The sequence below is a fragment of the Celeribacter persicus genome (assembly GCF_003050785.1).
GTDB classification, from domain to species: Bacteria; Pseudomonadota; Alphaproteobacteria; order Rhodobacterales; family Rhodobacteraceae; genus Celeribacter; species Celeribacter persicus.
Map to the genome: position 1 here is coordinate 113728 of NZ_QAOH01000004.1, position 14366 is coordinate 128093.

Sequence of the window (14366 nt, forward strand, 5' to 3'; positions counted from 1 at the left end):
CAACCCGTTGTCACGCCCCAGCACACGCGCGGGTCCTGTGCTCACCGATACTCCTCCGCCCGCACCCCATGCCGCGTCAACTTGTCATAGAACGTCTTGCGCGGCAGCTTCAGTCCCTTCGCGGCCTCGGTCGCATTGCCCTTGTGGCGCTGCAAGGCCGCAATCAGGAGAGAGCGCTCCACCTGCGCCAGTTGCTCGGCCAAGCCCAGTTCCTCCTGCGCCTCGCCTTCCGTGAGCCCCATGGCGAACCGCATCGCCGCGTTCATCAGCGAACGCGCATTGCCCGGCCAATCCTGCGCCATCAGGCGCGAAATGACATCGGGCGTGATCTCCGGCACCGGCAGGTCGCTTTGTTCGCAGGCGATGTTGACGTAATGGCGAAACAACACCGGTATGTCCTCGCGCCGTTCCCGCAGGGGCGGGATACGGATCACGGCGGCTTCGAGACGATAGAACAGATCGGGCGAAAACCGCCCCTCGGCGGCCTCGGCGGCAAGATCGGCATAGGTTCCGGCGATAAGACGGGGCCGATCATGGGTTTCCAGCAACTCAAGCAGCGCGAATTGCGCCGGGCTGGTGAGCTGCACGATCTCGTCGAGGAAGACCGAGCCGCCTTCCGCCTGCGCAAAGGCATTTGCGAGCGTGTCCGGCGTCATTGCGGAAGCGGAGAATTTCAGGAAAGGCGCCATCGAGCCCGCCGACAGGAGATGCACCACCTCGGCCATTTTCGCGGTGCCTACTCCCGGTTCGCCGGTGACCAGAACGTCGGAAGCGGAGCGCGCCACCGCTCGGGCCGCATCGCGCATTTTCACCGACATATCTGATGAGCCCCGAAGCAGGCGTGCGGCGGCGTCGCCCTGTTCCACCTGCCGCTTGAGACGCCGGTTCTCCAGAACCAGAGCGCGCGTTTTCAGGGCCTTCTCCACCACCGCGATCAGGTCTTTCGGCGCGCAGGGTTTTTCGAGAAAATCGAACGCGCCCGAGGAAATCCCCCGCACCGCCATCGGGACATCCCCCTCGCCGGTCAGCAGGATCACCGGCAGTTCCGGGTCGATCTTCTGCGCGAATTCCAAAAGCGCGAACCCGTCCTTGCCGGGCATCCGGATGTCGGAAATCACCACGCCGGGAAAGTCGCGGGAGATATGATCCTTCGCCTCGATGTAACTGCCCGCCAGCGTCGGGGAGAGATCGGCCAGTTCCAGCGTCTGTCCCAAAGCTTCGCGCACCGAAGCGTCGTCATCGACCAGGAGCACTCTCTCAATATATGGCATCATGGCTCTCCTCTCGGATTACATCCCCGCTTACATCCGCCGGTTGCAATTCAACGGTGAACAGCGCCCCGCCCTCGGGTCGGTTCTCACCCCGGATACGCCCGCCGAAACTCTGCACCAACCCATAGGAAATCGACAGGCCCAGCCCCATGCCCTGCGCCGCCCCCACCTCTTTCGTGGTGTAGAACGGATCGAAGATTTTCTCCGGCTCGGATATCCCCGGTCCGGTGTCGGCAACCGTCAGCCGTGTCGGCTGACCCGGCTGCCCCCCGGGGATCGACCGGATTTCGATGCGTTTGGTGTCGCTCTGTGCCATCGCATCCACCGCATTGGACAAAAGGTTCATCACCACCTGCTGCAACCGCACCTCCCCGCCGCGCACCCAGACCTGCCCCTCCGGCTCCCAGTCGAGCGTCGCGCCCGCGCGTGAAATCTTGGCCTGCGTCATCTCGATCGCCGCCTCGATCACCGCGGTCAGTTCCACATTGGTCACCGTCTCCGTCTCTTGCCGGGCGAAGGCACGCAGGTTCTTGATGATCCGCCCCATGCGTCGGGCAAGCTCCGAAATGCGCCCAAGATTGTCGGCGGCTTTCTCCGGCTTGTCGCGTTCCAGAAAAGCCTGCGCATTCTCGGCGAACGAACGGATTGCCATCAGCGGCTGGTTCAGTTCGTGTGAAATCCCCGCCGACATCTCGCCCAGCGCCGACAGCTTCCCGGCCTGCACCAGATCGGCCTGTGCGCGCTTGAGCCGCGCTTCCGCCTCGTGGCGTTCATGCACCTCGTGCTGCAACTCGCGGTTGGCGATCTCCAGCGCTTCGGTGCGCGCCGCCACCCGCGCCTCCAACCGCAGGTTCGCCTCCGCCAGCGTCCGCCGCCGCTCCATGGTGAAAAACAGGAAGGCCGCGAAGACCAGCGCCAGAGCCGCCGCCATCCCCGCCTGCAACCCCGCCTGCGCGATCACAGGATGCAGATCCAGCAAAAGCTCGGCGGTCAACCCGACCACCGGCAGGGGTTTCGTCAGATGCAACGCGGGCGACGGAATGTAAGGCCCCATCTCATGTGTCCAGATATCATGACCCGCAAGTACATACGTCCCCCGAACAGGCAGCGGCCCGCGCAACCCGCCCCTGAGCGCAAGCTCGGAGCGGTTGGCGACAAACACCACACCGTATTCGTCGGTGAAATAGATCGCCGAAGGCTCCGACGGCCAGCTCCATTCCAGCAATCCGATGTCGACGGAGACCAGCACGGCGGCCATGGGCGGCCCCTCGGGCGAGAATACCGGGGCAGCAAAAAGGTAACGACGACGACCCTCGGGATCGACGAAATGCGCAATCCCCAGCGCCCCGTCCAGCGCCCGTGTCAGGGCCGCCTGCGCGCCTTTCGGCAGATGCGTCTCCCCTGAGGCAGCCAGCACGTCTCCGCCTTGCGAAACCACCAGCATCGAGAAGGCCCCGGTCTTGTCCATCACACCCTGAAGCAGATCGTCGGCGGAGGTCTCTCCGCCCTGCACCCGTGCCGTGACCGTCGGATGATCGGAGAGGAAGACCGCAAGTTCGCGATACCGTTGCAGCCCGGTGGTCAAACGATCGGCAGACAGCGTCAGATCCGACGTGCCCCGCGCCGCCGCCTGATCGAGCGCCGCGCGAACGGAAAAGGCGAAAACCCCAAGCCCGAACAGCACCACGACGACAAGCCCCGTCAGTGCCGTAAGCACCCGGCGACGCGCAGCATGGCGCTCGGCTTCGGCAGAAGGTGCGCCGGGGAAAGACTGATCTTGTGACGTCATGGCGGGACTCTAGAAACTCCCGCTTGCAAAGGGAAGCGCTTGCGATAAACCTCACGGCTATGAAACGCTTTGCCCTCTCCCCGCAAGACCCCGATTTCGTGCAAAATCCCTACCCGTTCTATGACCGCCTGCGCGCGGCGGACAAAATGGTATTCTGGGAAGACCTGAACCTGCCGGTGGTGGCGGGCTATGACGGGGTGTCGATGGCGCTGCGCGACAATCGTTTTGGCCGCGAAGCCCCTGAAGGCTTCACCCCTGACATTCCCGACCACCTGCGCCCTTTCTATGACATCGAGGATCACTCGATGCTGGAACTCGAAGGCGAGCGGCACACGCGCCTGCGCTCTCTGGTGCTCCGCGCCTTCACCTCGCGGCGAATCCGGGCGCTGATCCCGGACCTCGAAGAGATCGTGGGCGATCTCATCGACCGTTTTCCGGATGGGGATTTCGACCTCATGCCAGCGTTTGCGAAAATGGTGCCGGTGCGGATCATCTGTCGCCTTCTGGGCGTGCCCGAGGAGATGAGCGAACAGCTTCTCACCTGGTCCAACGCCATGGTGGCGGTCTACACACCGAACCGCACCCGTGCCATCGAAGACGCCGCCTCCCAGGCCGCTACCGAATTTTCCGCCTTCATGCGCGACTACGTTGAAGAGAGGCGCAACAAACCCGCCGACGACCTGATCACCTCCCTGATCGCCGCAGAGCAGGACGGCGAAAAACTCACCACCTACGAGTTGATCACCACCTGCATTCTTCTCCTGAACGCCGGTCACGAGGCGACGGTTCACAGCCTCGGCATCGCGGTGAAAACCCTTCTGGAACAGGAAACCCCGCACGAGTTTCTGTCGGATGGGAAAATCGACGGCACCATCGAAGAAATTTTGCGTTATGACCCACCGCTGCACCTGTTTCAACGCTGGGTCTATGAGGACACGACGTTCCTCGGCCAAGAGTTGAAACGCGGCGACAGGATCGGGCTTCTGCTCGGTGCCGCCAACCGCGACGAGGATGCCTGGGACGATGCCGGACGTTTCGATCCGGCCCGCAAGGTGAAGCAGAACACTTCCTTCGGCGCGGGCATTCATTTCTGCGTCGGCGCTCCCTTGGCACGTCTGGAAATGCGTGTCGCCCTGCCGCTCCTGTTCGAGCGCTGCCCGAACCTGCGCCTCACCGAGCCGCCGCTCTACGCCGACACATGGCATTTCCATGGGCTGGCGCGGCTGATGGTGCGCGTCTGAGCTTTCTGATGGTCAAAATACTCATGATCCGACAGTGAGTATTTGAGCCATCGGAAAACCCACAGGCGCCTTCATTGTCATCTTCCCTTGGCCGCCCGCACAAGGTATCTCTGCCCCATGTCCAATGTTCTCGATAAAATCAAAGCCTACAAGCTCGACGAAGTGGCCGCGGCGAAACAGTCCGCAAGCCTGTCCGACCTTGAGGCTCAGGCCGCCGCTCAAAGCCCCACGCGCGGTTTTGCCAAGGCGCTGCAATCGGCCGCGCAAACCGGCTACGGGTTGATCGCGGAGGTCAAGAAGGCTTCTCCGTCGAAGGGTCTCATCCGCCCGGATTTCGATCCGCCCGCCATCGCGCGAGCCTATGAGGCGGGCGGCGCGACCTGTCTGTCCGTGCTCACCGACACGCCGTCCTTTCAGGGCTCCCCGGAGTTCCTGAAAGCCGCCCGCGCCGTGGTCAGCCTGCCGGTGCTGCGCAAGGACTTCATGTATGACACCTATCAGGTGGCCGAGGCCCGCGCCTGGGGCGCCGATGCGATCCTGATCATCATGGCCTCCGTCGAGGATACGCTGGCCACCGAACTCGAAGACGCCGCCGCAGGCTTCGGTATGGATGTGCTGATCGAAGTACATGATGCCGAGGAGCTTGAGCGTGCGCTCAGGCTCAAATCGCCGCTTCTGGGCGTCAACAACCGCAATTTGAAGACCTTCGAAACCACGCTCGACACCACGCGGGAACTGTCGAAACTTGCGCCCTCTGACCGGACACTTGTCTGCGAAAGCGGGTTGTTCACGTCCGAAGACCTTGCCGATATGGCAGGCTACGGCGCGCGCTGTTTCCTCATCGGCGAAAGTCTGATGCGCCAGGACGATGTCGAGGCGGCGACCCGTGCGCTCCTCGCCAACCCGGTGCCTTTGTGATGGCGGGGCTCACCCATTTCGACGGCGAGGGCAACGCCCATATGGTCGATGTTTCCGGCAAACCGGTGACCGACCGGCTTGCCACCGCAGAGAGTGCCGTGAAGATGTCGCCAGAGACGCTCGCGCTCGTCACGCAAGGTACGGCGAAAAAGGGCGACGTTCTGGGTGTGGCGCGGCTCGCGGGGATCATGGGGGCGAAACACACCTCCGATCTGATCCCGCTCTGCCATCCCCTGCCGATCACCAAGGTCACGCTCGATCTGGAGCCTGACGAAGCCCTTCCCGGCATCCGCATCCGCGCCACGGTCAAGACCTCCGGTCAGACGGGGGTGGAGATGGAGGCGCTCACCGCTGCTTCCGTCGCCGCCCTCACCGTCTATGACATGCTCAAGGCCGCCGAGAAGGGCATGGAGATCGTCCAGACCCGGCTTTTGCGCAAGGAAGGCGGCAAATCCGGAACTTATGAGGCCGACTAGATGATTACCGTCGCTGAAGCGCTTGAAAACGTGTTCAAACTCTGCCGCCCGCTCGGCACGGAACGCGTTTCCCTGCGCGAGGCCGTGGGGCGGGTATTGGCCGAGGACGCGATTGCCAGACGCGATCAGCCGCCGTTCGCCTCCTCCGCCATGGATGGTTACGGCGTGCGGGCGGATCAGCCGCAAATTGGCGACACGTTCAAAGTCATCGGAGAAAGCGCGGCAGGTCACGGCTATGACGGCCCGATTGGCGAAGGCGACGCGGTGCGCATCTTCACCGGTGCGCCGGTGCCCAAGGGCGTCAGCCGCGTGATCATTCAGGAGGATGTCAGGCGCGAGGGCGATGTGATCACCGTCACGGCCCCCCTCTCCGAGAACCGCAATATTCGGCCCTTAGGGGGGGATTTCAAGTCCGGTGACCGGCTGACTGCGCCGCGCCGCCTCTCGCCGCAGGACATCAACCTGCTCGCCGCGATGAACATCCCTGAGGTGACGGTCTCTCGCCGTCCCGTGGTGGCTCTGATCGCCACCGGCGACGAGTTGGTCATGCCCGGCGAGACGCCCGGGCCCTCGCAAATCATCGCCTCCAATTCCTTTGGCCTTGCTGCTATGATCGAGACCGCCGGTGGCATTGCCCGTATGCTCCCCATCGCGCCGGATGACGAGGAGATGCTGGCCAGCACCTTCGCCATGACCGAGGGGGCGGATGTGATCGTCACCATCGGCGGGGCTTCCGTGGGCGATCATGACCTCGTGGGCAAGGTGGCCGGAAACCTCGGATTGGAACGCGCCTTTTACAAGGTCGCCATGCGCCCCGGCAAACCGTTGATGGCGGGCACGCTGAACGAGGCCGTGATGCTCGGCCTGCCCGGCAATCCGGTCTCCGCCATGGTCACGGCGCAGCTTTTCCTTTTGCCCGCTCTGGCCGCCCTTTCGGGTCTCCCCCCGACCCCGGCTCCGCGCGTCAAAGCCCTGCTCTTGCAGGATATTTCACCGAACGGTCCGCGCGAACATTACATGCGTGCGATCCTGAGTGAGGAGGGCGTGCGTCCCTTCGATCATCAGGACAGCTCGCTCATGTCGATCCTGTCACAAGCCAACGCGCTCCTGGTGCGTCCGGTGCAGGACCCGGCCCGCAAGGCCGGCGAAACGGTCGATGTGATCCGCCTGTGAAAATCCGGCGCTTCCCCGTAAAGTTAACCATGTCTTAACCAAGCTGCCCTCAACTCAACCCAAAGACGCAACAGATTGCTTTCGGTCGAGATGGAGAGGAATGTTGACACATTTCGGGAACAGTGGCAGAACATTATCAGAACACGCAAGAATACCCGTCTGGGGACTGTCGGACAGCGGTGGGCCTGTGACCTTTGGCCGGAAAAGCGGCGGAGCGCTCCACATGCCTTTCGCCTCTCCGTCCGAAATGTACATTACAGGAGCCGTTGCTCCCGTGCCGGTGCATTACGTCCCGCGACAAAGGATCGGAACCGGAGACGGTCGAGACATCGCCGGACGGGACAACAAAGAGACACGCGAACCCGAGATGGGTGCAGCGGGACAGAGGAATGAGCCGATGCTGACGAAAAAACAGCTCCAACTGCTGGAGTTCATCAACACCAGAATGCACAGGGACGGTGTCCCGCCCTCTTTCGACGAGATGAAAGAAGCGCTGGACCTGCGCTCCAAATCCGGCATTCACCGGCTGATCACGGCGCTGGAAGAGCGCGGTTTCATCCGTCGCCTCGCCCATCGCGCCCGTGCCATCGAAATCGTCAAACTGCCCGAAAGCCTTGGCGGCGCCCCCACGGCTCCGACATCTGCATCTGCACAATCTGGCGGGTTCACCCCGCGCGTGATCGACGGCGACCGCCCGGATCACACGCCCCCCACCGCAATGGGCGTCGAGGCCGTCGCCGCGATCAACCTGCCGATCATGGGCAAGATCGCCGCCGGTGTCCCGATCGAGGCGATCTCCGACGGGGCCATGAACGTCGCCGTGCCCGGCTCCATGCTCTCGGGGCGCGGCAATCACTATGCGCTTGAGGTCAAAGGCGAATCTATGATCGAAGCCGGGATCAACCACGGCGATATCGTGGTGATCCGCGAAACCTCTCAGGTCAGCAACGGCGATATCGTCGTCGCCATGGTCGAAGGCTATGAAACCACGCTGAAACGCTATCAGCGGCAGGGCGACATGATCGCGCTTGAGGCGGCGAACCCGGCGTTCAAGACCCGTGTGCTGCCCGCCGATCAGGTCGAGGTGCAAGGCAAGCTTGTCGGCCTGATCCGAAGCTACTGAGACCCGGCGCCAACATCCGGCGCCAAACATTGAGAAACCGCCACGCGCAACAGGCCGTGGCGGTTTCTCGCGTCTTACGGCCTTTCAGCTCCACTCATCGCCAGCCGAACCGCCCCCTCGATCTCACGAAACCGCAGCCCTATGGCGGCGGGCAAAAGCTCCGCCCGCACCTCACGCGCCGTAATCGCATGATCTCCCCGCAACGCCGGTGTGTTCCAGAGCCGGACTCCCGAGGCGGCATAGGCTGTACGGATCGTCACCCCGTCATCCTCGTGCGAAACCGCAAGCGCCCCGCTTTGCCGCAACATGCCGAGATCGGCCAGAAGACAAGTTTGAGGTGCGCGCCCCTCCCACAATTGATTGACGATCACCAGATCGGCTTCGGCACAGGCCGCGTGCACCGCCTCCTGCCAGCCGCGCCCGGTGACATGACGCACCCTGAGCGGCCCGACATCCAGAGGCGGCATGGCCCGCGCGGCGGCACGTTCCTGATCCGGCAGATCGCCATCGTTTTCCAACCAGACAGTGGCGGCAAAGCCGCTGCCACGGGGTTTCGACAGTGCGCGCCCTTCCGGCCCCATGCGCCCGACCAATGCCCCGTCATCGGAGATCAGAAGCGCAGGCCGTTCCACCACGGCCCAGAGCCCGAAGCCGAAGAATACCGCGATCAGCCCGAAACTTTGCGCCCGCCCGCGCCAAAGGATGACGAACAGCGCCCCAAGCGCGATCAGCGGCAGGCTCGAAGGCGGCGGTGACGGGAGATGACTGACCGCCCCTTCCCAGGACGACACGCTCTCTGCCACGAACAAAATCCAGCGAATGCCCCACCCCATCACCGCAAGCCCAAGAGATTGCAGCCCCAAAGGCGTCAGCATCAGCGCCAGAACCGCCGCCGGGATCACCATCGCCCCCATTAGCGGCACGGAGACCACATTGGCGATCAGACCGTAATCGGCGATCCGGTTGAAATGCGCCGCGGCGACCGGGGCGGTGGCGATGCCCGCAACGCCCGACGAAATGACAACCGTGGCGATGGTCCTGAGCCAGGACGGCCAGGACCACATGAGATGCAAGCGCCGCACGATGGCGAACACCGCAACAAGCGCCGTTGTGGCGGCAAAGGACATCTGGAAACCGGGTTCGGGGAGCACTTCGGGATGCAGCGTCAGAAGGATCAGTGCGGCGATGGCGACCGTGCGCAGGGAAATCGCCTGCCGGTCGAGCAGTACGGCAAGCAGGATGACGGACACCATGACGAAGGCGCGCTCGGTCGCCACATTGAACCCCGACAGCGCGAGGTAGAAGGCCCCGGCACAAAGCGCACCCCCGGCGGCCAGATTCTTGATCGGCCATTTCAGCGCTGCGCCGGGGATGAGCGCGAGACCCAGCCGTATGGCAAAGAACACCACCCCGGTCAGAAGCCCCATGTGCAGGCCGGAAATCGCCAGAAGATGCGAGAGGTTGGCACCGCGCAACGCCTCCGCCGTCTCCTGCGAAATCCCGGATCGGTCCCCGGTCAGGATCGCGGCGGCGAACGCGCCGGTCTGGCCGGGCAGCTTGCTTTGTAGGTCCTGCGACAGCACTTGCCGCGACCGATGCACCCACAGCGTGGGGCTGGGATCGACCGGGGCCGCGCGCAGAACCGGCGTTTGGGTATAGCCGACCGCGCCCAGACGGTCGAACCAGGCCATGCGCTGAAAATCGAAACCGCCGGGCTCGGTCGGACCGGGCGGCGGCGAGAGATGCGCGGTCATGGCAAGGCGCAACCCCGGCTCAGGCGCAACATAAGGCTGATCGCCATGCAGCGAGACCCGGACCCGCGCGGGCGTGCGGGAGGGCGCTGTGTCGCTCAACACCACACGGTCGAGCGTCAGGCGCAGCGCGTCGGAGGCGGAACGGTCGATCCGGATCACCCGCCCCTCGACAGGACCGTAATAGCGATAGGTGAGCACCGGCTCCGCGACGACATGGGTGCGCAAGCCCCCGACCAGCAGCCCGAGCAGGATGAGCAGGACTGCGGTAAGAAAGGGCGCGCCCCGTGGCGACACACGCCAGAGCAGCAGGCCCAAAGCGGCGGCACCGGCGAGAAAACACATCAGCAGCGTATAGGAAGGCTCGTTCGGCAGGGCAAAGAACAATCCGATGCCCATGGCGTAAAACATCGGTGTCCAGAGGAACAACCGCCCACGTTGACCATCGACGATGTCGAGAGGGATTTGTGCGAGTCTCAAGAGGGTGCGCACCCTTGTTTCCCCTTCCGCCTTCCCTTATGCCCGGTGACGAAAAGCATCCGCCAACATGGTTACCAAAAGGTTAATTCTCCCATGTCCGATCCCCAGTCCGCCGCCAAACCTGTCGTTACCCGCATCGCCCCCTCGCCCACCGGCGACATGCATATCGGCACCGCCCGGACGGCGCTGTTCTCATGGCTCTATGCCCGTGGACGTGGCGGCAAGTTCCTCCTGCGGATCGAGGACACGGACCGGGTGCGCTCAACGGAAAGCGCGACGAAGGGTATTCTCGAAGGCATGGCGTGGCTCGGGCTCGATTACGATGGCGAGGCAGTGAGCCAGTTCGAACGCGCGGAGCGGCATGCCGAAGTGGCCCGCGAGATGCTTGCGGCGGGCAAGGCCTATAAATGCTTCTCCACGCAGGAGGAAATCGAAGCCTTCCGTGAAGAGGCCCGCGCCAGGAAGGAAAGCACACTGTTCCGCTCGCCCTGGCGCGATGCGGACCCGTCCACTTACCCGGACGCCCCCTACGTGATCCGGATGAAAGCCCCGCGCGAGGGCGTCACCGTGGTGAAAGACCGGGTGCAGGGCGACGTGACCTTTAAAAACGACCAACTCGACGACATGATCCTGTTACGTTCGGATGGGACACCGACTTACATGCTGGCTGTGGTGGTGGACGATCAGGATATGGGCGTGACCCATGTGATCCGCGGGGACGATCACCTCGCCAATGCCGCGCGTCAGATGATGATCTACGAGGCGATGGGATGGCCGATACCGATCTACGCCCATATCCCGCTGATTTTCGGGCCGGACGGCAAGAAAATGTCGAAACGTCACGGCGCGGTCGGTGTGAAGGAATATCAGGCCATGGGCTATCCGGCGGCAGGCATGCGCAACTATCTCGCGCGGCTCGGCTGGTCGCATGGCGATGACGAATTCTTCACCGACGAGCAGGCAAAAGCCTGGTTCGACCTCGATGGAATCAACAAGGCCCCGGCACGGTTCGACACCAAGAAACTCGAAAATATCTGCGGTCAGCATATCGCGATCATGGCGGATGCTGAAATCTTGAGCGAAATCGACGGGTACCTTGAGGCGGCGGGTGAACCCGCCCTGTCTTCACAGCAAAAAGAGCGGCTGGGCGCGGCGCTCGAAAGCGTCAAGGGGGCGAGCAAGACCTACCCGCAACTTCTTGAAAAAGCACGATTTGCATTGGTGTCCCGCCCAGTGGACATGGATGAAAAAGCACAAAAACAACTGGGGTCTGTATCCAACGGTATACTGGAAGAATTGACGCCGCACCTGCAAAGTGCTAGCTGGGAGCGCGACGCATTGGAGGAGGCCGTCGGTCGTGTAATGGAAGCCATGGAGATCGGGTTCGGCAAGGTTGCCGGTCCCTTGAGATCCGCTCTTGCAGGCCGCGCAGTCACTCCGAGTGTGCTCGACATGATGCTGGTGCTTGGGCGCGAGGAAAGCCTTGCCCGGATCGGCGATTTCATGGCGCTCAGCGCAGAGGCGGCGTCGAAAGAGGAGTGACCGGGGCGTTTCAGAGACGGTCACGCGCGAAATTCAGACCGGAACACCCGTTCCGGCCAGGGTCCTGTTCCCACGGCTGCGCCTTTAACGCTCCGGGAACAGGGTCAGAATTGGTTCCTCCCGGCACTCGGGACGGGGCAAAGCCAAGACGGTGTCCGGGATCCGCCCGGGCGTCCGCGTGACCACCAGCGGATCTTCCGCCGCCTGCAAAAGCAGTGCGGGGAACGAACCGCCAACCGAAGGAACGACCATGGCAGACACTCAGAAGACTGCGACCCTGACGCTCGACGGAAACACTTACGAGCTTCCCGTCCTTTCCCCCACCGAAGGACCCGACGTCATCGACATCCGCAAGCTCTACGGCCAGGCTGATGTGTTCACCTTTGACCCGGGCTTCACCTCCACCGCCGCTTGCGAAAGCTCGATCACCTTTATCGACGGCGAAGAAGGCGTGTTGCTGCACCGCGGTTACACCATCGCCGATCTGGCCGAAAAATCCCACTTCCTCGAAGTCTGCTTCCTGCTCCTTTACGGGGAACTGCCGACCGCGGCCCAGATGGAGAAATTCGAAAGCATTGTGACGCGCCACACCATGGTGCATGAGCAGATGCTCAAATTCTTCTCCGGTTTCCGTCGTGACGCCCACCCGATGGCGATCATGGTCGGTGTGGTCGGCGCCATGTCCGCCTTCTACCACGACTCCATCGACATCGCCGACGCACATCAGCGCGAAGTGGCCACCATCCGCCTGATCGCGAAAATGCCGACCATCGCCGCGATGGCCTATAAATACACCATCGGCCAGCCCTTCGTGTATCCGCGCAACGATCTCGATTACGCCTCGAATTTCCTGCACATGTGCTTCTCCGTTCCGGCCGAGAACTATGAGGTCAACCCGATCCTGTCGCGTGCCATGGATCGCATCTTCACGCTGCATGCCGACCACGAACAGAACGCCTCGACCTCGACCGTGCGTCTGGCGTCCTCTTCGGGCGCCAACCCGTTTGCCTGTATCGCTGCCGGGATCGCCTGTCTCTGGGGGCCGGCGCACGGTGGCGCCAACCAGGCCTGCCTCGAAATGCTGCGCGAGATCGGCACCGTGGACCGCATCCCGGAATATATCGCCCGCGCCAAGGACAAGAACGATCCGTTCCGCCTGATGGGCTTCGGTCACCGCGTCTACAAGAACTTCGACCCGCGCGCGACCGTGATGAAACAGTCCGCCGACGAGGTTCTGGAACTGCTGGGCATCGAAAACAACCCGACACTTCAGGTGGCCAAGGAGCTTGAGAAACAAGCCCTGCAAGACCCGTATTTCGCCGAGAAGAAACTCTTCCCGAACGTCGATTTCTACTCCGGCATCATTCTCGAAGCGATGGGCTTCCCGACCGCGATGTTCACCCCGATCTTTGCGCTATCACGCACCATCGGCTGGATTTCCCAGTGGAAAGAACAGATCGAAGATCCGGGCATGAAAATCGGTCGTCCGCGTCAGCTCTACACCGGTCACGCCCAACGTCCCTATGTGAACGTCGAAGACCGCGGCTGATTTCACACAGCGCCCGAAATTGAAAACCCGTCGGAAACGGCGGGTTTTTCTTTAAGTATTTATGCCATCAGAAAGCCTCATGACGGCGACATGCGGCGACTGAGCCGCATCCCGTCACGCATGTTGAGGCCCAAAAGCGCGATATTGGTGGCCCCGGCGATCAGTTCGATGGATTGGATCGCATAATAGACCGGCCCGCCCTGCCCCTGCATCGCCAGCGGCACGAGAAGGAGCGCCGAGGGCACGAGAAACACCAGACCGTTGAAGGCGATGATCTTCATCCGTTTCCGTTTCGCGGCGATCAGAGGTCCGCGCATGCGTTGGCCGAGGCGGTTGCCGGAAAGCCCGGCAAGGATCAACATCGGTATGAGCGCAAGAAGTCCCCAGGCGATGGTGAGTTTGGCCATGGCAATCACGTATTTGTCGCCCATGATCAGGGTGACGACCGTGGCGCTCCAGTTTACGAGTACGATCAGAAGGCCCGTCGCGCCAAAGAGCGCATGAAGTTTCGGCAGGAAAGTCGGCATGGTGAGTCTCCAATTAGATAGCTTGCTATTTAATATTGCATAGCTTGCTATATTGTGAAAAACAACCCTCATGCCAGAGACAGACAAACAGAAAGATTTCACCCGCAGCCGCTCAGAGGGCTATCAGGTCAACCTGATGGCCCGGCTTTTCGCTCACGCCCTTCAGGCCCGCATCAAGCCTCTGGGGCTGTCGACCGGCACGTTTCCCGTCCTTCTGGCGCTTTGGGAGCGGGAAGGGCAGACCCAGCGTGAACTGGTGACGGAACTGGGTGTCGAGCAGGCAACCATGGCCAATACCCTGTCCCGGATGGAGCGCGACGGGCTGATCACCCGGCGCGCTCATGAGGCGGATGCACGGGTGCAGACGGTGTGGCTCACGGAGTGCGCGAAGGGGCTGGAACAGGCGGCGACGGAGGCTGCGTCAGAAGTCAACGACCGGGCCATGGCCGGGCTCAGTGACGAAGAGCGCCACGCTTTCGCGGCGCTCCTGTCGAAAGTCATTGGCAATCTGTCGGAGACGTGAGGC

General features: G+C 62.7%; 12 protein-coding genes. 8 read left to right on the forward strand and 4 right to left on the reverse strand.

Annotated features, from left to right (window positions below):
- Nucleotides 1-41 precede the first annotated feature (41 nt).
- Nucleotides 42-1271, reverse strand: a complete 1230-nt coding sequence (locus C8N42_RS06860) for a sigma-54-dependent transcriptional regulator (RefSeq protein WP_170109235.1) — start codon at nt 1269-1271, stop codon at nt 42-44.
- Nucleotides 1258-3060 carry a sensor histidine kinase gene (locus C8N42_RS06865; RefSeq protein WP_107815804.1) on the reverse strand — a complete coding sequence of 601 codons (1803 nt, stop codon included), beginning with the start codon at nt 3058-3060 and terminating at the stop codon, nt 1258-1260. The genes C8N42_RS06860 and C8N42_RS06865 overlap by 14 nt, the downstream gene beginning before the upstream one ends.
- Before the next feature lie 59 nt (nt 3061-3119).
- Between C8N42_RS06865 and C8N42_RS06870 the strand changes: the two genes are divergently transcribed.
- The 5 genes from C8N42_RS06870 (at nt 3120) to lexA (ending at nt 7991) form a co-directional block, all read left to right on the forward strand.
- On the forward strand, nt 3120-4301 hold the full coding sequence (locus C8N42_RS06870; RefSeq protein WP_107815805.1) for a cytochrome P450: 1182 nt from the start codon (nt 3120-3122) through the stop codon (nt 4299-4301).
- 117 nt (nt 4302-4418) lie between these two features.
- Nucleotides 4419-5219: an indole-3-glycerol phosphate synthase TrpC gene (gene trpC / locus C8N42_RS06875; RefSeq protein ID WP_107815806.1), complete on the forward strand. Its 801-nt coding sequence runs from the start codon at nt 4419-4421 to the stop codon at nt 5217-5219.
- Entirely contained in the window at nt 5219-5695 is a 477-nt protein-coding gene (gene moaC, locus C8N42_RS06880) for a cyclic pyranopterin monophosphate synthase MoaC (protein ID WP_107815807.1), read from the forward strand. The genes trpC and moaC overlap by 1 nt, the downstream gene beginning before the upstream one ends.
- Nucleotides 5696-6868 (forward strand): molybdopterin molybdotransferase MoeA, encoded by a 1173-nt coding sequence (locus C8N42_RS06885; RefSeq protein WP_107815808.1) that lies wholly within the window; start codon nt 5696-5698, stop codon nt 6866-6868.
- Between the two features lie 397 nt (nt 6869-7265).
- Nucleotides 7266-7991, forward strand: coding sequence for a transcriptional repressor LexA (gene lexA / locus C8N42_RS06890; protein ID WP_107815809.1), 726 nt, complete (start codon nt 7266-7268; stop codon nt 7989-7991).
- 74 nt (nt 7992-8065) lie between these two features.
- Here the strand turns inward: lexA and C8N42_RS06895 are convergent, their stop codons facing one another.
- Entirely contained in the window at nt 8066-10222 is a 2157-nt protein-coding gene (locus tag C8N42_RS06895) for a ComEC/Rec2 family competence protein (RefSeq protein WP_245889987.1), read from the reverse strand.
- A 93-nt stretch (nt 10223-10315) separates the two neighbouring features.
- Between C8N42_RS06895 and gltX the strand changes: the two genes are divergently transcribed.
- Both gltX and C8N42_RS06905 read left to right on the forward strand, forming a co-directional pair.
- Nucleotides 10316-11764 (forward strand): glutamate--tRNA ligase, encoded by a 1449-nt coding sequence (gene gltX / locus C8N42_RS06900; protein ID WP_107815810.1) that lies wholly within the window; start codon nt 10316-10318, stop codon nt 11762-11764.
- 250 nt (nt 11765-12014) lie between these two features.
- Nucleotides 12015-13313 (forward strand): citrate synthase, encoded by a 1299-nt coding sequence (locus tag C8N42_RS06905; protein WP_107815811.1) that lies wholly within the window; start codon nt 12015-12017, stop codon nt 13311-13313.
- Between the two features lie 77 nt (nt 13314-13390).
- Here C8N42_RS06905 and C8N42_RS06910 read toward each other — a convergent pair whose 3' ends face one another.
- Nucleotides 13391-13840 carry a hypothetical protein gene (locus C8N42_RS06910; protein ID WP_107815812.1) on the reverse strand — a complete coding sequence of 150 codons (450 nt, stop codon included), beginning with the start codon at nt 13838-13840 and terminating at the stop codon, nt 13391-13393.
- A gap of 70 nt (nt 13841-13910) precedes the next feature.
- Between C8N42_RS06910 and C8N42_RS06915 the strand changes: the two genes are divergently transcribed.
- Complete coding sequence (locus C8N42_RS06915) at nt 13911-14363, forward strand: MarR family winged helix-turn-helix transcriptional regulator (RefSeq protein WP_107815813.1); 453 nt, start codon at nt 13911-13913, stop codon at nt 14361-14363.
- The last annotated feature ends 3 nt before the right edge of the window (nt 14364-14366 follow it).